We start from the raw sequence: 17,632 nt of genomic DNA, 5'->3' as shown, positions 1-17,632 counted from the left end.
ACGGGGCGTGCTGTTTACCGCTGCCCTGAATGAAGCCGCGTTTCCACTTGCCTGCGCCGATGGCAACGATTTTCGCTGTTTGCGCGGGACAGGCCGCGCCGAAAGCGGGCACGGTGTAGGCACCATCGCTAAAGCCGAGTCAATCCGTTTTGCCCGCAACCCCCGCCGCTTTCAGCACTGCCCCGCCACATCGGCGGCTTTTTGCGCGCAGGCCGGCGCAACATTGCCCATTGCAGATTTGCCGTGCCCGCGCGTGCTGACGGCGATTACCTCATGATTTTTGGCAAGATTGTCGATAAATTCGCCCATTTCAGCGGGCGAACCTATCGGGCTGCGGTGCAGTACTGCAATAGGCGGCGAGCCTTTGCCGTAGCGTTCAAAATAGATTTTTGCGCCGTCTGATGAGGTGGCGTATTGCCCTGTTTTTTCGTTGTTGCCGTAAGGGATTTGGCTTTGGTAACTCGTTTCCGTCAGCGCAGCGGCGCATTTGCGGTGGCGCAGGCGGCGGTGAGAGTAAACGCGGCGAGAAAGAGGATTTTGATCGGTTTCATGGCTGTTACCTCATTTTGATTAATGTTGTTTCCGATGCGGTATGATTAATGCGGGCAGGGAGTGATGCCTGCCCGAATCTGCAATACACGAAGATGCCGGATACAGTCGGGTAGTATGGGACGGGTGTAAAACCCTGCCCCTGATAAGATTGAGGTCGCTTGAAAGTTCCAGCACGGCAAAAGGAACCGTTTCGCCAGCGTTTTGCCTTGCCGGAACGGTGCTCCAGCACCACAGAAGGCCGGTTTGCTTGTCAGAAACTGTGTTAGCTCCGCAGCAGGCAGGCTTCCTTTTCGGAAATGGCGTTTTGGCGAGACCTGCCCTGTTCGTTTTCAGACGGCCTTCAACCGTTACATTTCATATTCGGGCTTGCGCAACGGCGTGTCTGCGTTCGGTTTGATTTCCGTGTCCCATACTTTTTCTTTCCACTCATCGGCGGGGATTTCGGTGTAGGCGATGGTGATGTATCTGGCGGGCGTGTTCAAACGTTCGCTAGCAAAAGCGGTCAGATCATCGGCGAAGGTTTGCAGTTCCTGTTTGCTTAAGCCTTTTGGGTAGCATTTGATGTTGATATGCGGTATATAAAACTCCTTGTGAATAGTTGGGTTGGTATGGGCTGTATTCCTTCGTTTGAGTTAGATAATACCTCAAACGGTACAACACTTTGAAGCAGGGCTTCAGAGTGGAGCTGTGCATACTTATCGGGGCGCAGCAACGCCGTAACGGAAGTGAAAGGGATTGCTTACAGGCCGTCTGAAACGTTTCAGACGGCCTTCATATATTGCAAACCATGAAAAAAAGGGGGCACTTTACACCCCCTCTTGTTTTGTTATTTTTCAGCGCGTTTGAAATGGTGCGGACGCAATCCCATCAGCCCCATCGACAAGAAATACAGCCCTCCGCCCAGAGCCACCAGGCCGGAAAGCTGCACTGCTTTCTGCCAGCCGGGCACATCAATCCATTGCAGCGGCAGATAAGTTTGCGCTTGCGCCAGCCACAAGCCGCCGCCCATTACCGCCAGCGCAATGGCGAGTTTGGCGAGAAACACTGCCCAGCTCGCGCCGGGTTGGTAGATTTTATGTTTGCGCAGCAGAAAATACAGCAGCCCCGCGTTTAGGCACGCCCCCAAGCCGATGGCGAGTGCCAGGCCGGTGTGCTTCAGCGGGCCGATAAACACCAAATTCATCAATTGGGTGCAGACGAGTGTGAATACGGCGATTTTCACCGGTGTTTTGATGTTTTGGCGTGCATAAAAACCGGGCGCCAACACTTTAATCATGATCAGGCCGATGAGGCCGAACGAATAGGCAACCAGCGCGCTTTGCGTCATCAGTGCATCGTTGAGTGTAAATTCTTTATACAGAAACAGCGTGGCCACCAGCGGAAACGACAGCACGGCCAGCCCCACCGCTGCCGGCAGGGCAAGCAGCATACACAGGCGCAAGCCCCAATCCAGCAGGCCGGAAAATGCCTGTGTATCTTTGTCTGCGGCGTGTTTCGACAGGGTAGGCAGCAGAATCGTGCCCAGTGCTGCGCCGAGTACGCCGGTGGGCAGCTCCATCAGGCGGTCGGCATAATACAGCCACGATACGCTGCCCGATTGCAGCAGCGAGGCAAAAATGGTGTTGATCACCAGTGAAATCTGCGCCACGCTCACCCCGATAACGGCCGGAATCATCTGTTTGATCACGCGGTTTACTGCCGCGTCTTTCATATTCAGTTTCGGCAGTTTCAGAAAACCCAGCTTTGCCAGCCACGGCAGTTGGAAGCCCAATTGCAGCAGGCCGCCCGCAAACACCGCCCACGCCAGTGCCATTACCGGCGGGTTGAAATAGGGGGCGAAAAACAGCGCGCATACGATAAACGACACATTCAGCAGCGTGGGCGTGATGGCGGGAATGCTGAATTTATGGTAGGTGTTGAGTATCGATCCGACAAAAGAAGAAAGTGAAATCAACAAGATATAGGGAAAGGTGATGCGCAGCAGTTCAACGGAAAGCTGAAATTTGCCGGCATCTTGGGTAAAGCCCGGTGCGGAAACATAAATAATCCACGGCGCGGCCAGAATGCCCAAAGCGGTTACTATCATCAAAATAAACGACAACATACCTGCTACATGGCGGATAAACTCCCGCGCGGCCGCTTCGGAGCGGGTTTGCCGGTACTCGGCCAAAATCGGCACAAATGCCTGCGCGAAAGCGCCTTCGGCAAATATCCGCCGCAGCAGGTTGGGCAGTTTGAATGCCACGAAAAATGCGTCTGTGGCCATGCCCGCGCCGAATATGCGCGCGATAATCGTGTCGCGCACGAAGCCGAGTATGCGCGATACCATGGTTAAACTGCCGACTTTTGCCAGTGCACCGAGTAGGTTCATGGTGGTTTCTTGAGTGGGATAAAAAGAGTTGCGGTCGTCTGAAAAGTATCCGCCGGGGAGTCAGTATAGTTAAACCACTTACTTGATAACCGTTCTGTCATACTCGGGCTTGACCCGAGCCTCTCATATTTAGTGAAATTTAAGATACTCGGGTCAAGCCCGAGTATGACGAGTGTGCTTTTTATTAAGTTGGTTGGCTATTACTGCATGTTTTCGGTTTCAGACGGCCTGCTTGGATAGCGGCCGTCTGAAAAAAGCTTTACGGTTTGATGCCGGCGCGGTCGGTTAATACTTGGTCGATCAAGCCGTATTCTTGCGCTTCTTGCGCCGACATATAGTTATCGCGGTCAGTGTCGCGCTCTACTTCGGCCAAATCCCGGCCGCTGTGTTGTGCCAGCAGGCGGTTGAGTTTGTCTTTCAGCTTCAGCAACTCGCGGGCGTGGATTTCGATATCGGAGGCCTGGCCGCCCAAGCCGCCGCTGATCAGCGGCTGGTGTATCATCACACGGCTGTTGGGCAGGGCGAAACGTTTGCCTTTGGCACCGGCAGAAAGCAGAAACGCGCCCATGCTGGCTGCCTGCCCCAAGCATAGGGTAGAAACATCGGGCTTGATAAAATTCATGGTGTCGTAAATCGACATGCCCGCCGTTACCGAGCCGCCGGGCGAGTTGATATACAGAAAAATATCTTTATCAGGGTTTTCACTCTCTAAAAACAGCAACTGCGCCACCACCAGATTGGCACTGTCATCATTTACGGGCCCCACCAGAAACACGATGCGCTCTTTGAGCAGGCGCGAATAAATATCGAAAGCGCGCTCACCGCGGCCGCTTTGCTCGATAACGGTGGGCACCAGGTAGCCGTTGCGGATGTCGGGAATCATCTTGTTCTCCTTATCAGAATATTTCAGCATGGCGGATATTATTTAACACGGCAGGCAGCAAGCCGTAGGCAATATAGGCAGCATGGCAAGGCGGGGTAACGCTGTGCTGTGTTTTAAATGGAATCCGCTGTAAAAAGCACCAAAGCGTGGAAGGCTGCTTCGGTGCTTTGAGGGTTTCAGACGGCCTCAACTGCCGTGTCAGGCCTGCGCGCCCATCACTTCGTCAAATGACAATACTTTTTCGTTTACTTTGGCTTTGCCCAGCACGAATGCTACCACATTGGCTTCAACAGCCAGGGAAGTGGGGCCCTGCAGACGTTGTTTGTCGGCAAAATACCAGTCGATCACTTCCTGCGGATCTTCGTAGCTTTCGGCAAAATCACTCACTACGTCTCTGATCTGCTCTTCGGTGGGCTCCAGTTGGTTGTCTTCAACCAGCTTGGCCAAAATCAAACCCAAAGCCACGCGGCGTTCGGCCTGTTCTTTGAACATATCGGCAGGCAGGTTCAGACTGCCGGCATCGGCCATGCCTTGATTCACGAAGTTTTGCTTCATTTCGCCGGCCAAGCGGGCGGCTTCTTCATCAACCAACACTTTGGGCAACTGCACTTCGGCGGCCTTCAGCAGGGCTTCCATCACCGAGTTTTTGGTTTGGTTTTCGGTGCGGCGGGCAACTTCGCGGGCCACGTTTTTGCGCACTTCTTCGCGCATTTTGGTAACATCGCCGTCAGCGATGCCCAAGGCTTTGGCAAACTGTTCGTCCACTTCGGGCAGCACGGGGGCAGACACGTTTTTCAGGCTGATGGCGAAAACGGCGGTTTTACCGGCCACATCTTTGCCGTGGTAATCCTCGGGGAAAGTTACTTCGACATCTTTGCTTCCGCCTTCTTTCAGCCCCAATATGCCGGCTTCGAATTCGGGCAGCATTTGGCCGTTGCCTAAAACGAACGGGTAGTTTTGCGCACTGCCGCCGTCAAACGGGGTGCCGTCTATTTTGCCTTCGAAATCGATAATCACGCGGTCGCCGTTTTGGGCTTCGCGCTCGACATGGTCAAAGCGGGCGCGTTGTTTGCGCAGGATCTCAACGGTTTTTTCCACTTCTTCGCTGCCCACTTCGGCGGTTGCTTTTTCTACTTCCTGGGCAGACAGATCGCCTACGGTAATTTCGGGAAACACTTCAAATAAAGCGGCAATTTTGAAGCTGTTTTCATCGTTTTGCTCCTCGATGCCTTCAAAGCGGGGGCGGCCGGCCACCTTCAGGTTTTGGGCAACGGCGGTATCGTAGAATGCTTTTTGCACCAGCTCGTTGAGTACATCGTTCTGCACGCTTGCGCCATACATGGAAGCCACCATTTTCAGCGGCGCTTTGCCCGGGCGGAAGCCGTCGATTTTTACGCGGCGTTGGGTTTGCCGCAGGCGTTTGTCGGTTTCTGCGTTGATTTCGCTCCACGGCAGCGACAATACTGCTCTGCGTTCCAGATTTTCTAAAGTTTCTACAGTTACGCTCATCGTAAGCCCTTATTGAATATAGGTTTGTTTGTTTATCAACAAAACGGGCAGGGGCCCGTTTGATGTTGGGAAATCGGAAATGAAAATTCAGCGCGGAAGTATATCACACACAGCGGGGGTTAAAATAGAGGGGCGGCGGATTTGTGGCAGCAGATGTTTTGAGGCCGTCTGAAAAGAACAAAGCGGTTTTTTCAGACGGCCTCTGCCGTGTCTGCCTGTTTGAAGATGCGGCAAAGGGCAGACGGTTTGCGGGTTAAATCAGTTCCAAATCCGGCCCGGCATTTTGGGCGCGGCGGCTGCGCAATTGGATGTCGAGACGCAGATCGTGGGCGGAATCGGCATTTTTGATGGCGTCTTGAAAGCTGATGTGGCCGTTTTCATAGAGATCGTATAGAGCCTGGTCGAAGGTTTGCATACCCATGCTTTGCGATTTTTTCATGACTTCTTTAATCGAATGTACATCGCCGTTGTGCACCAACTCGGCAATCAGCGGTGAGTTGAGCAGCACTTCCACGGCGGCTACGCGCCCTTTGCCGCCTTCGCGCGGAATCAGGCGTTGCGAGATGAAAGCCTGCAGGTTGAGTGAAAGGTCGGTGAGCAGCTGCACGCGGCGCTCTTCGGGGAAAAAGTTGATAATGCGGTCGAGTGCCTGGTTGGTGCTGTTGGCGTGCAGGGTGGCCATACACAGGTGGCCGGTTTCGGCAAAGGCGATGGCGTAATCCATGGTTTCGCGGTCGCGGATTTCGCCGATAAGAATCACATCGGGCGCTTGGCGCAGGGTGTTTTTAAGGGCGGCAAACCAGTTTTCGGTGTCCACGCCCACTTCGCGCTGGGTGATGATGCAGTTTTTGTGTTGGTGCACAAACTCGATGGGGTCTTCGATGGTGATGATGTGGTCGTGGCTGTTTTCGTTGCGGTAGTCGATCATCGAGGCCAGCGAAGTGGATTTGCCCGAGCCGGTGCCGCCCACAAAAATCACCAGGCCGCGCTTTTGCATGGCGATTTTCTGCAATATCGGCGGTAGGTTGAGCGTTTCGAATTTGGGGATATTGCTGGTGATGGTGCGGAACACCATCGCGGTGGCACCGCGCTGCACCATGGCATTGACGCGGAAACGGCTGGTGTCGGGCAGGCTGATGGCAAAATTGCACTCGTTGGTGTTGGTAAATTCGTCTATCTGCTTGGAAGACATCACGGAAAAGGCCATTTCCATGCAGCGTTCGGGTGTGAGCGGGGTTTCGGTGATGCGCGTAATTTTACCGTCCAGTTTCATGGCGGGCGGGAAGTTGGCGGTGATAAAAAGGTCGGAACCTTTATATTTATTGAGCGTTTTCAGCAGCGAATAGATTTCTTCTTTGGCCGGCAGCGGACTTTCGTTCATTTTTATCCCTTTTGTTGTGTGAGTTTTGGTTAATTTGAGTAATTATAGCAAATTTCAGACGGCATGGAGCGGGTTGCCGGCGCAGTAGTGCCGTGTGGGCTTCAGCGGTATAATGCTCCGCCTTATCCCTTTGAAAGAGAAGAAAATGACCGTAAAACAAACAGGCGGCACCGTGGCGGTTGTCGGCGCAATGGAGCAGGAAATCGAGCTGTTGAAAAACAGCATGGAAAATGCCGTTACCGAAACGTTCGGCAGGTTTACGGTTTACTGCGGCACACTGGGCGGCAAAAAAACGGTGTTGGCTTTGAGCGGAATCGGCAAAGCCAATGCGGCGGCGGTTACGGCATGGGTGGCGGGGCGTTTTGCTCCCGACTGCGTTATCAACACCGGCAGCGCGGGAGGCATCGGTGCGGGCCTGAAAGTGGGCGATGTGGTGGTCGGCACGCAGGTGGCGCATCATGATGTGGACGTTACCGCTTTCGGTTATGCCTTAGGGCAGGTGCCGCAACTGCCTGCCGTGTTTGAGAGCGATGCGGCGCTGGCGGCAGCGGCCGTAGCGGCGGCTGCGGCATTTGAGGGCGCGGCGGTGCACCGGGGCCTGATTGTGAGCGGCGACCAGTTTGTGCACGGCGGAGAAAAAGCGGCATTTATCCGCCGCCATTTTGCCGGGGTGCAGGCGGTGGAGATGGAGGCGGCGGCCATTGCGCAAACCTGTTTCCAATTGAAGGTGCCGTTTGTGGTGGTGCGCGCGGTGTCGGATGCGGCAGACGAACAGGCCGGTGTCAGTTTCGATGAGTTTTTGAAAACGGCCTCGGCCAATTCTGCCCACATGGTGATGAACCTTATCGGCCTTCTCTAGACCCCGCGCCGCATGGAAAGCCCTCCGGCAAAGGCCGTCTGAACACGCTAAATGCGCAGGCGGTTTCAGACGGCCTGAATGGTTTTCAATGCGGGGTATCAATCCCTTTGGTTGGTTTTGCAAACTGCCTGCGCAGCGGCCGTCTGAAAAGGGTTCATCGGGTTTTCAGACGGCCTGATGAGTTTTCGGTGGCCGGCATGGTGCCGCTGAAACGCCTGCCTGATGATGCTTTGGGCGGAGAAACTGGCCGGGCGGATTTCTGTTGCGGCCGTGCTGCGGCTTCAGTGAATCCCTTCTGTTTCGGGTAAGGCGGCAGAATTCGGACGGTGCAGAGATTCTGTTTGAGCAGAGTATCGCGTTCGGTTGCCGCTTCGGCGTTTGCAGAGCCGTTATTTTCGAGCGGGCACGACAGTGCTGTAACAGAAATGAAGCGGTACACTATATGGCATGCGCAGATAAGGCGCGGGAGAGGCAACGTTCAGACGGCCGGGGCGTGATAAAAGGTTTCGGTCTGCACTATCTGCGGGCGGCGGCTTGGATTAAAATAGTTGCAGTGCATTATTTTTATCTGTGTTGAATCTGTGAGGAAACAAATGAGCGATAAATTCGGCTTCAAACCGCTGCCGGCGGCGGTTGCTGTGGGCCTTGCCCTGATGATTTGGTTTGTGGTGCCGGCGCCTGAAGGGGTAACGGCGCAGGCTTGGCACCTGCTGGCGATGTTTGTGGGGGTGATTGCGGCGATTATCGGCAAAGCCATGCCGATCGGTGCGGTGTCGGTTATCGCCATCATGCTGGTGGCGCTCACGGGCGTTACTGCCGACAAGCCTGCCGATGCCGTGAAAGATGCGCTCAGCAGCTTTGCCAGCCCGCTGATTTGGTTGATCGGTGTGGCGATTATGATTTCGCGCGGCATTTTGAAAACGGGTTTGGGCGCGCGCATCGGCTATTATTTTATTTCGCTGTTCGGCAAAAAAACCATCGGCATCGGCTACAGCCTGGCGCTTTCCGAGCTGCTGCTGGCACCGGTTACGCCGAGCAACACTGCGCGCGGCGGCGGCATCATCCACCCGGTGATGAAGGCGATTGCCGCCAGTTATGATTCCGACCCGGAAAAAGGCACGCAGGGGCGCATCGGCAAATATCTGGCTTTGGTAAACTATCACAGCAATCCGATTACTTCGGCGATGTTTATCACGGCCACCGCGCCCAATCCGCTGGTGGTGGATATTATCGCCAAGTCTACCGGCTCCGATATTCATTTAAGCTGGAGCACTTGGGCGCTGGCGATGCTGCTGCCGGGGCTGGCTGCAATGGTGCTGATGCCGCTGGTGCTGTATTTCATTTATCCGCCCGAGATTAAAGAAACGCCCGATGCGGCGCAGTTTGCCAAAGAAAAATTGGCCGGTTTGGGGCCGATGAGCGGCGGTGAAAAAATCATGTTGGCCATTTTCGCCGTGCTGCTGGTTTTGTGGGCGGGCATTCCGGCGATGCTGTTCGGCAAGGCGTTTGCCGTTGATGCCACCACCACCGCCTTTATCGGCTTAAGCCTGCTGCTGCTCTCGGGCGTGCTCACTTGGGACGATGTGCTGAAAGAAAAAAGCGCGTGGGACACGATAACCTGGTTTGCCGCGCTGGTGATGATGGCAACGTTTTTAAACAAGCTGGGGCTGGTGTCCTGGTTTTCGGCGGTGCTTGAGCGCAATATTGCCGGCTTGGGCTTGGGCTGGGCGGGCGCATCGGCGTTGCTGGTGCTGGCCTATATGTATGCCCACTATATGTTTGCCAGCACCACCGCCCACATCACTGCCATGCTCGGTGCTTTTTATGCTGCGGGTTTGTCGCTGGGCGCGCCGCCGATGCTGTTTGCGCTGATTATGGCTGCCGCCTCCAGCATCATGATGACGCTCACCCACTATGCCACGGGTACTTCTCCGGTGATTTTCGGCTCGGGTTACACCACGCTGGCCGAATGGTGGAAAGCCGGTTTCGTGATGAGTGTGGTAAACCTGCTGATTTTCGTGTTTATCGGCGGTGTTTGGTGGAAAGTGTTGGGCTATTGGTAAACCCGCAGGTTTCTGCCGGTAAAATCAAACAACATTAGGCCGTTTGAAAATACCGGCAATTTGGAAATACCGGCAATTTGGAAATACCGGCCGTCTGAAAAGCTTTCAGACGGCCTTCGCTTCCCACGGCAAGGTTTCGGGGCGGGCTGCTGCGGAGAACTTTGGTTTGCTGCGCTTTGCACAGGATTTTCTGCAAGGCAATGCGGCGGTATAACAAGGCCGTCTGAAAATGCTTTCAGACGGCCTGTAACGTTTTAAGGCCAAGTTCGGCAGTTTAGTTAATCGTATAGCCGCGCAGGTATTGGCTGCGTTCGCGGGTCATGCGGGTGTCGCATTGCAGGTGCAGGTATTCGGCCTGCAGGCTGCTTTCGGCTTGGGCGGCGGCTTGGCGGCAGTGGGTGTTTTTGCTTTGAATCCAACTGCGTTGCTCGTTAATCAGCTCTTTTTGGATATTCTGATCGATGCTGTTCCACACCATATTGATTTCGCGGTCGGCCGCTTGGTTGTTGTTTTTTGCCTGCTCCAATTCGCCTGCAGAGAAGGCGGTTTCGCTGCGGGGCGGCTCGGGGGTAAGGGTTTCGGGCGCGTCTGTAGCGGTGGTTTCTCCGCCGAACGTATTGGCGGCGGCATTATTGTCGAGTATGTCCTGCGGGTCGGCCGGCGGCGGGTCGGGAAAGGCCTGCGGGGCTGTGCTTAGCGCATCTTCGCGCCGGACGGGTTGGCCGTTAATCATCAGAATGCTTTTTACGCCGTAGGGCAGCAGCGCGCCGGCAATGTTTTGGGCGGTTACGGTGATGGCGTTGTCTTCATAGTTTACGGTGGTTTGGCCGTCTGCTTCGGCAGTGGTGTAGTGGAGCGGGCGGGCAAACAGGCCTTTGTCGTAGGTGAGCGGGCTGCCGGTGATGCGCTCTTGAACCACTCGGGTGATGTTGCTGTTGGTGCCGTAAACCAGCGGGCTGTTGGTTTGGGCGGTGTTCAGAATGTCGGCGGGAATCTGTATGCTCAGATTGGCTCTGCATATGGGGCGGCCGTTTTGGTTTTCTTCGGCAGGGCCGTCAAGCTGCACGTTGAGCTGGGTGGCGGCAGCGATGATTTTATCGGCATCGATAAACTGGCGGGTGTCGTTGCGGGCGAAACGCTGTGCTTCCTGTTTGATGATTTCTTGAATATTGGTGCGCACGTTTTGCACCACGGCAGGGTTGCCGCAGGCCAGTGGTGCGGGGGGCTGTTTGGAGCCGCTCTCGCCGCAGGCGGACAAGGCGGCAGTCAGGGAAAAAGCGAGCAGTTTTTTATACATAATACGGCCTTTGCAAGATAGGTTTCAGACGGCATCATAGCAAAAGCACCCGCAACGGGTAAGGTGTTGCAGGTGCTTTTTAGTTTGCTTGCGGTTTATTTGAGGAAGTTTACAAAACCGGTGAGGATGAAAACATTGATGAAATCAACGAAAAACGCGCCCACCATCGGCACAATCAGAAAGGCTTTGTGCGAGGGGCCGAAACGCTCGGTGATCGACTGCATGTTGGCAACGGCGGTGGGGGTGGCGCCGAGGCCGAAGCCGCAGTGGCCGGCAGCCAGCACGGCCGCATCGTAATCTCGCCCCATCAAAACATAGGTAACGAAGGTGGCATAAAGCATCATCACCACAGTCTGCACCAGCAGGATAACGGTTACGGGGCCGGCCAGGCCGGTGAGCTCCCACAGTTTCAGGTTGAGCAGCGCCATGGCCAGAAACAGCGACAGCGAAGCGTTGCCGAACACATCGATGGCGCGGTCAAACATATTGAATTTGAACACGCTGGTGAGAATGTTGCGCAGCATCACGCCGCCGAACAGTGCCCACACGAATTTGGGCAGGTCGAGAAAATAGGGTTTGAGATACACGCTGTCGATGTTGTCCATGATTTCGGCAAATGCCAGACAGGCGGCAAACATGGCCAGCGTTTCCACCGCCGAATTGGCAGTAATCAGGCGGGTTTGTTCGGGGTGTTCGAACACGTTGTCGGCGCGCTCGGCGGGGTTGTCGTCATCATAAACGGCGGCTTGGGCTTTCATGGCGGCTTCGTCTAAAGGTTTGCGCCCCATTTTGTTGATCAGGCGGCGGGCAACCGGGCCGCCGATCAGGCCGCCGGCCACCAGGCCGAATGTGGCCGAAGCCATGCCCAAAGCGGTAGCGCCGGTTAAGCCGAAGTTTTTCTCAAAATCGGGCCCCCATGCGCCTGCGGTGCCGTGGCCGCCCGTTAAGGTAATCGAGCCGGTAATCAGGCCGATCAGCGGGTCGAGACCGAACAGGCCGGCCAAGCCCACGCCCACTGCGTTTTGAACCAAAATAAAAAAGCCGACAACAGCAGTGAACGTAACCAATGGGAGGCCGCCTGCTTTCAAACGCGAAAAGTCGGCGCTCAGGCCGATGGAGGTGAAGAAAATCAGCATAAATGCATCTTGCAGCGGTTTTTCGAATTTGAAGCTCACGCCATAGGCAGCGTGCAGCGCATACAGCAGCACCGCCGCCACCAAACCGCCGGCCACGGGCTCGGGGATGTTGAAATCCTGCAAAAATTTGATTTTCGCCACCATCAGCCTGCCGACCAGCAGCACAACGGTGGCGGCAATCAAGGTGTAATAACTGTTAAAAATCCATTCCATAAATCTATTCTTCTTTCGGTTAGTATTTCAAACATAGTATTTCAAACGAGCGGGCGGCCGCCCTGCGTGGAAACGGATATTAGGCGAAGGGTTAAGGTTTGTCAAAGGCAGTAACGGTGGATTTTGTTTGGTTTTATTTATCTTTTCAACATATTGAAACTTTGAAAAACCTGCACGGCCGTCTGAAACGCCCGTTTGCAGCGGCCGTGTTGCCAACCCGTTGGGCAGGTTGCGGCAGGCATTTTCACATTCTGTAAAGTTTTTTATGCCTTTTTATGGCTGTTTTACCGTTCGGGATAAGTTGCCGGTATAAATCGGTTTATAATTAAACGTTTTTTCTTAACGCATTGTTACTTGCCGACCCGGAGCCGCCATGCCTGCCGATAACGAATTTCCCGCCGCACCGCCTGCGGCACAAACGCAGCGCTGGGTACTGATGCTCGCTTATAACGGCAGAGGTTTCCACGGCTGGCAGAAACAGGCCGGAGGTTTGATAACGGTGCAGCAGGTTTTGGAACATGCATTGGAACAGATTGCGGGCGAACGTATCCACACCGTAGCGGCGGGGCGCACCGATGCCGGCGTGCACGCGGTTTCGCAAGTGGTGCATTTCGACACCACAGCCCGGCGCCCTGCGCAGGCGTGGGTGAAGGGCGTGAACACACACCTGCCCAAAGAAGTGGCCGTTTGGCATGCGCAGCCCGCCGACCCGCGCTTTCATGCCCGCTTCGATGCGTTCGGCCGCCGCTACCGTTATGTGTTGCTTTCGGCTTCCGTGCGCAACCCCCTGCTGGCAGGCAGGGTGGGGTGGGTGTGCCGGCCGCTGGATATGGAAAAAATGCGGCAGGCCGCCGCCCTGTTGGTGGGCGAACATGATTTTTCCAGCTTCCGTGCGGCAGAGTGCCAGGCCAAATCCCCCGTAAAAACCCTGTATGCCGCCACCTTGAGCGGCACGCCCGAATTGATGAAGCTCGATTTGCACGGCAACGCCTTTCTGCACCATATGGTGCGCAACATTATGGGTGCGCTGGTGTATGTGGGAGACGGCCGTTTGAGCGTGCAGGGCTTTGCCGACCTGATGGAAGCGCGCAGCCGCAAACACGCCCCGCCCACGCTGATGCCGGACGGCCTTTATCTGACGGGCGTGGATTATCCGCCCGAATGGGGGGTGGCCGCACCGCCCGCCCCCGAATGGCTGTGGTAGGCCGCAACGGCTTATTGCGTTAGGCCGTCTGAAAGCGGGCATGGTTTTCAGACGGCCTTGATGGGTTTGGCACAACCGCTGCCTAACCGTTTTTACTTTCTCTGCCGCTTTCAGTATCATGCGGCAACCTTTTTTCAACAGCAACTGCTATGAACACCCGCCAGATTATTCTCGACACCGAAACCACCGGCCTTTATCCCAACAGCGGCGACCGCATGGTCGAATTTGCCGGGCTGGAGATGACCAACCGCCGGCTTACCCACCGCGCCCTGCATCTTTATATCCACCCCGGGCGCGACATTCCCGAAGATGCCGCTGCCGTACACGGCATCACCCTGGCCGATTTGGAAGCCAAAAACGCGCCCACATTCGAGCAGGTCGGGCAGCAAATCGCCGATTTTCTGCGCGGCGCCGAGCTTATTATCCACAATGCCAAGTTTGATGTGGGCTTTCTCGATATGGAATTCGGCCGCATGGGGCTGCCCACCGTAGAAGGGCTGGGCTGCACGGTAACCGATACCCTCGGCATGGCGCGGAAAATGTTTCCCGGCCAGAAAGCCAGCCTGGATGCTTTGTGCACACGCTTTGATATCGACCGCAGCAAACGTGTTTTCCACGGCGCGCTTATCGACTGCGAACTGCTCGGCGAAGTGTATCTGGCCATGACGCGCGGCCAGTATGACTTGATGGACGAGTATGGCGGTTACGGCAGTGAAGATGATGCTGCCGCCAAAATCCAACGCCCGCCAAGCCTTAAAGTTTTAAGCGCCGGCGAAGCCGAGCTGGCCGAGCATGAAGCCTATCTCGACACGCTCGATAAAATCACCGCAGGCAAATGCTTATGGCGCACGGAGGCCGGCGCGTGAAACGCAACATTACCCTCATTCCCGCTGCCGGCACGGGCGAGCGTTTCGGCGCAGGCAAACCCAAGCAATATGTGGAAATCCACGACAAAACCGTGTTGCAGCACACGCTCGACATCTTTGCCGCCCACCCGCAAATCAGTTTGACCGCCGTGGTGCTGGCGGCAGACGACTCTGTGTTTGCGCCCGAAGCGGCAGCTTTTCAGACGGCCGCCGAAACCGTGTTGCTGCGTTGCGGCGGTGCAAGCCGCGCCGAAACGGTGAGAAACGGCGTAAACGCCCTGCTCGGGCTCGGCTTGGCCGCCCCCGGCGACAATATTCTCGTGCACGATGCCGCCCGCTGCTGCCTGCCCGAAGCCGCACTCAGCCGCCTGATAGACCAAGCCGGCAGCCACCCCGATGGCGGCATTCTCGCCGTACCCGTGGCCGACACCCTCAAAAGCGGCGGTTCAGACGGCCGAATCGAAACCACCGTGCCCCGCAGCGGTTTGTGGCAGGCGCAAACCCCGCAGCTTTTCCCCGCTGCCCTGCTGCAGCGTGCGCTGGCTGCGGCCGACCTCGGTGCCATAACCGATGAAGCCTCGGCGGTGGAAAGGCTGGGTATCCGCCCGCTGCTGGTGCCGGGCGACAGCCGCAATTTAAAGCTGACGCTGCCGCAAGACGAATATATCGTGCGCCTGCTGCTGGCACAAAAGTGAGCTTGCCGCAGCAGCGGCATCTTAAAACACTCACGCCATCTGAACATATCCGTCATACTCGGGTCAAGCCCGAGTATGACGGATGTGGTGGATAGTGAAGGCGGTATCGATTGCATAAAGTTTGAGGCCGTCTGAAAACTGTTTTTCAGACGGCCTTTCCATATTTAAACCGGCGAAGCAATTCTTAAAGATTATCTGCCCTAAAGATTATTTAAAGATTATCCTTCTGAGTCAAAATCTTACGGCTGCCGCCCACATCGGCGGGGGAAACGATGCCGGCATCTTCCAGAGCCTGCATCAGGTTGGCGGCGCGGTTGTAGCCCACGCGCAGCTGCCGTTGCAGCGATGAGATCGAGGTTTTGCGGCTTTCCAGCACAAAGGCGGCAGCCTGGTCGAAGAGTTCGTCGCTGTTGGCGTTGGGGTTGACGATGTTGGTGGTTTCCAGCGCGGCTTCGCCGCTGAGCAGCCCTTCGACATAGTTGGCGGGTGCCTGGCGTTTGACGTGGTTGACGATTTGGTGCACTTCATCGTCCGACACAAATGCGCCTTGCAGACGGGTGGGCTCGGCGTTGCCCGGCTGCAGAAACAGCGAATCGCCGTATTTGAGCAGCTCGTCTGCGCCCATTTGGTCGAGAATGGTGCGGCTGTCGATTCTGCTTTGCACGGTAAAGGCCATGCGGGTGGGGATGTTGGCTTTAATCAGGCCGGTTACCACATCCACGCTGGGGCGTTGGGTGGCGACAATCATGTGGATGCCGGCGGCGCGGGCTTTTTGGGCAAGGCGGGCAATCTGCTGCTCTACCGATTTGCGCTCGGTCATCATCAGGTCGGCCAATTCGTCAATCACCACCACAATCATCGGCAGTTTTTCGAGCGGCTCGGGGTGGTCGGGGTTGAGGCTGAAGGGGTTGAGCAGCGGCTTGCCCGCTTCTGCGGCTTCGGCCAGCTTTTTGTTGAACCCATCGATGTTGCGCACGCCGGCGTGGGAGAGCAGGCGGTAGCGTTTTTCCATTTCGGCCACACACCAGTTGAGAGCTTGGCCGGCCTCGCGCATATCGGTTACCACCGGGCAGAGCAGGTGGGGAATGCCTTCATAAATGCTCAGTTCGAGCATTTTGGGGTCGATCATGATAAAGCGCACTTCATCGGGCGCGGCTTTGAAAAGTACCGACAGAATCATGGCGTTTACGCCCACCGATTTGCCCGAGCCGGTCATGCCACCCACCAAAAGGTGGGGCATTTTGGCCAGATCGCCCACCACGGGGATGCCGGCAATGTCTTTGCCCAGCGCAACGGTGAGTTTGGATTTGGCATTGGTAAACACGGGCGAGGAAAGGATTTCGCTCAGCATCACGTCTTGGCGGCGTTCGTTGGGCAGCTCGATGCCCATGGTGTTTTTGCCGGCGATGGTTTCAACGATGCGCACGGCCTGCAGCGACATCGAGCGCGCCAGGTCTTTGGAAAGATTGACAATCTGGCTGCCTTTCACGCCCTGCGCGGGTTCGATTTCAAAGCGGGTGATAACCGGCCCCGAAGTGGCCGAAACCACTTGCGCGCCGATGCCGAATTCGGCCAGCTTGGCTTCGATGCGTTCGGCGGTTTGTTGCAGTTTGTCGGGGTTGATGGCGGGCGGCTCTCCCTGCGGCAGGCGCAGCAGGTGCAGCGGGGGGAGGGTGTATTCGCCTGCGGGGGGCGGCTCGGCGGCTTCGCCTTTGCTGTCGAACAAGGCCGTCTGAACGGGCGCGGGCGGCGGGGCAATGGCCACTTTGCGGTTGCTGCTGGTGCCTTCGATGGGTTCCACAGGCTCGGCGGTGATGTTTTTGGCATCGCGCACCATGCGGCGGGTGGTTTTGGCATCGGGCAGGTCGCGGATGTATTTGTCTTCTTTGCGCACCAGTTTCAGCCACATCCACTCAAGTTTGGCACCGGTTTTTTCGAGTATGTCGAGCCACGACACCTGCACCAGCAGCGAGAGGGCGAGCAACACCACTACCAGCATAACCAGCAGGCTGCCCGAAGTGCCCAGCAGAAGGCTGAGCCCCGGTGCGGCAAACGAACCGGTTAAGCCGCCCGCGCCGACCGGCAGGGCATCGGCCAATTGCGCTTTGAAGGCGAACACTTCCAAAATCGGGCTGGAGAGCAGCAGTATGCCCAGTGCGGCAAATGCGATTTTGTGGTTGTAGGGCTTGCTGTCGGGCGTTTTGAGGGGGCGGAAGTTTTTATACAGCCACACGCAGCCTGCCGCCACCAGCCACCAAAACGACAAGCCCGACAAATAATAGCCGACATCGGCCAGGTAAGCGCCGAACAGGCCGCCCAGGTTGCGCACTTCACCGGCTGCGGGCACGCTGCGCGACCAGGCGGGATCCTGCATGGTGAAGCTTGCCAGCGAGAGCGCGGCATAAACGGTAAGCAGCAGGGCAAACAGCCATAAGGTATCGTTAATCAGATTGGCAACGTGCGGCGGGCGGTTGCGCTTGGCCTTGCCGGGCGTTACGCCTTTGGCGCGGCGCGCTTTGGTTTCAGACGGCGCGGCAGCGGTTTGCGCACGCGGCTTGGCGGCGGTTTTTTCGGATTTTTTCGGGGATTGGTCAGCCATGGCG

Annotated in this window: 15 protein-coding genes; 5 read left to right on the top strand and 10 right to left on the bottom strand. The window is 56.3% G+C overall.

Annotated elements, in window-relative coordinates:
- Positions 1 to 171 precede the first annotated feature (171 nt).
- The 6 genes from IR141_RS07575 to IR141_RS07550 all read right to left on the bottom strand — a co-directional run bounded on the left by IR141_RS07575 (position 172) and on the right by IR141_RS07550 (position 6,696).
- A complete protein-coding gene (locus IR141_RS07575) occupies positions 172 to 309 on the bottom strand; it encodes a hypothetical protein (protein WP_187001529.1) in 138 nt (45 codons plus the stop codon).
- Between the two features lie 590 nt (positions 310 to 899).
- Complete coding sequence (locus IR141_RS07570) at positions 900 to 1,115, bottom strand: 4-oxalocrotonate tautomerase (RefSeq protein WP_256359871.1); 216 nt, start codon at positions 1,113 to 1,115, stop codon at positions 900 to 902.
- A 263-nt stretch (positions 1,116 to 1,378) separates the two neighbouring features.
- Positions 1,379 to 2,923, bottom strand: a complete 1,545-nt coding sequence (murJ, locus tag IR141_RS07565; protein WP_135035445.1) for a murein biosynthesis integral membrane protein MurJ — start codon at positions 2,921 to 2,923, stop codon at positions 1,379 to 1,381.
- 259 nt (positions 2,924 to 3,182) lie between these two features.
- Positions 3,183 to 3,806: an ATP-dependent Clp endopeptidase proteolytic subunit ClpP gene (gene clpP, locus IR141_RS07560; protein WP_135035438.1), complete on the bottom strand. Its 624-nt coding sequence runs from the start codon at positions 3,804 to 3,806 to the stop codon at positions 3,183 to 3,185.
- A gap of 198 nt (positions 3,807 to 4,004) precedes the next feature.
- Positions 4,005 to 5,315, bottom strand: a complete 1,311-nt coding sequence (gene tig, locus IR141_RS07555) for a trigger factor (RefSeq protein WP_135035435.1) — start codon at positions 5,313 to 5,315, stop codon at positions 4,005 to 4,007.
- Between the two features lie 253 nt (positions 5,316 to 5,568).
- Entirely contained in the window at positions 5,569 to 6,696 is a 1,128-nt protein-coding gene (locus IR141_RS07550; RefSeq protein WP_135035432.1) for a PilT/PilU family type 4a pilus ATPase, read from the bottom strand.
- A 145-nt stretch (positions 6,697 to 6,841) separates the two neighbouring features.
- On the opposite strand from IR141_RS07550, the gene IR141_RS07545 reads away from it, so the two are divergent.
- Complete coding sequence (locus tag IR141_RS07545; protein WP_135035429.1) at positions 6,842 to 7,555, top strand: 5'-methylthioadenosine/adenosylhomocysteine nucleosidase; 714 nt, start codon at positions 6,842 to 6,844, stop codon at positions 7,553 to 7,555.
- Between the two features lie 154 nt (positions 7,556 to 7,709).
- On the opposite strand, the gene IR141_RS07540 is transcribed toward IR141_RS07545, so the two are convergent.
- Positions 7,710 to 7,994, bottom strand: a complete 285-nt coding sequence (locus IR141_RS07540; protein WP_135035426.1) for a hypothetical protein — start codon at positions 7,992 to 7,994, stop codon at positions 7,710 to 7,712.
- 154 nt (positions 7,995 to 8,148) lie between these two features.
- On the opposite strand from IR141_RS07540, the gene IR141_RS07535 reads away from it, so the two are divergent.
- The gene (locus IR141_RS07535) at positions 8,149 to 9,618 is read left to right on the top strand and encodes a DASS family sodium-coupled anion symporter (RefSeq protein WP_135035423.1); all 1,470 of its coding nucleotides are present in this window, start codon (positions 8,149 to 8,151) and stop codon (positions 9,616 to 9,618) included.
- A 274-nt stretch (positions 9,619 to 9,892) separates the two neighbouring features.
- On the opposite strand, the gene IR141_RS07530 is transcribed toward IR141_RS07535, so the two are convergent.
- Complete coding sequence (locus IR141_RS07530; RefSeq protein ID WP_135035420.1) at positions 9,893 to 10,915, bottom strand: lysozyme inhibitor LprI family protein; 1,023 nt, start codon at positions 10,913 to 10,915, stop codon at positions 9,893 to 9,895.
- Between the two features lie 95 nt (positions 10,916 to 11,010).
- On the bottom strand, positions 11,011 to 12,264 hold the full coding sequence (gene gltS, locus IR141_RS07525) for a sodium/glutamate symporter (RefSeq protein ID WP_135035417.1): 1,254 nt from the start codon (positions 12,262 to 12,264) through the stop codon (positions 11,011 to 11,013).
- A 373-nt stretch (positions 12,265 to 12,637) separates the two neighbouring features.
- On the opposite strand from gltS, the gene truA reads away from it, so the two are divergent.
- From truA to ispD, 3 genes are all read left to right on the top strand, one after another.
- Positions 12,638 to 13,468, top strand: a complete 831-nt coding sequence (gene truA, locus IR141_RS07520; RefSeq protein ID WP_135035414.1) for a tRNA pseudouridine(38-40) synthase TruA — start codon at positions 12,638 to 12,640, stop codon at positions 13,466 to 13,468.
- 149 nt (positions 13,469 to 13,617) lie between these two features.
- Positions 13,618 to 14,334, top strand: a complete 717-nt coding sequence (gene dnaQ, locus IR141_RS07515) for a DNA polymerase III subunit epsilon (RefSeq protein WP_135035411.1) — start codon at positions 13,618 to 13,620, stop codon at positions 14,332 to 14,334.
- Entirely contained in the window at positions 14,310 to 15,029 is a 720-nt protein-coding gene (gene ispD / locus IR141_RS07510; RefSeq protein WP_135035408.1) for a 2-C-methyl-D-erythritol 4-phosphate cytidylyltransferase, read from the top strand. The genes dnaQ and ispD overlap by 25 nt, the downstream gene beginning before the upstream one ends.
- A gap of 211 nt (positions 15,030 to 15,240) precedes the next feature.
- On the opposite strand, the gene IR141_RS07505 is transcribed toward ispD, so the two are convergent.
- Entirely contained in the window at positions 15,241 to 17,628 is a 2,388-nt protein-coding gene (locus IR141_RS07505; protein ID WP_135035405.1) for a DNA translocase FtsK, read from the bottom strand.
- Positions 17,629 to 17,632 lie beyond the last annotated feature (4 nt).

Origin of the sequence: Neisseria sp. 19428wB4_WF04, from assembly GCF_015235335.1 — a bacterium.
Taxonomy (GTDB): Bacteria; Pseudomonadota; Gammaproteobacteria; order Burkholderiales; family Neisseriaceae; genus Neisseria; species Neisseria musculi.
This window is presented reverse-complemented; position numbering and strand designations above follow the sequence as displayed.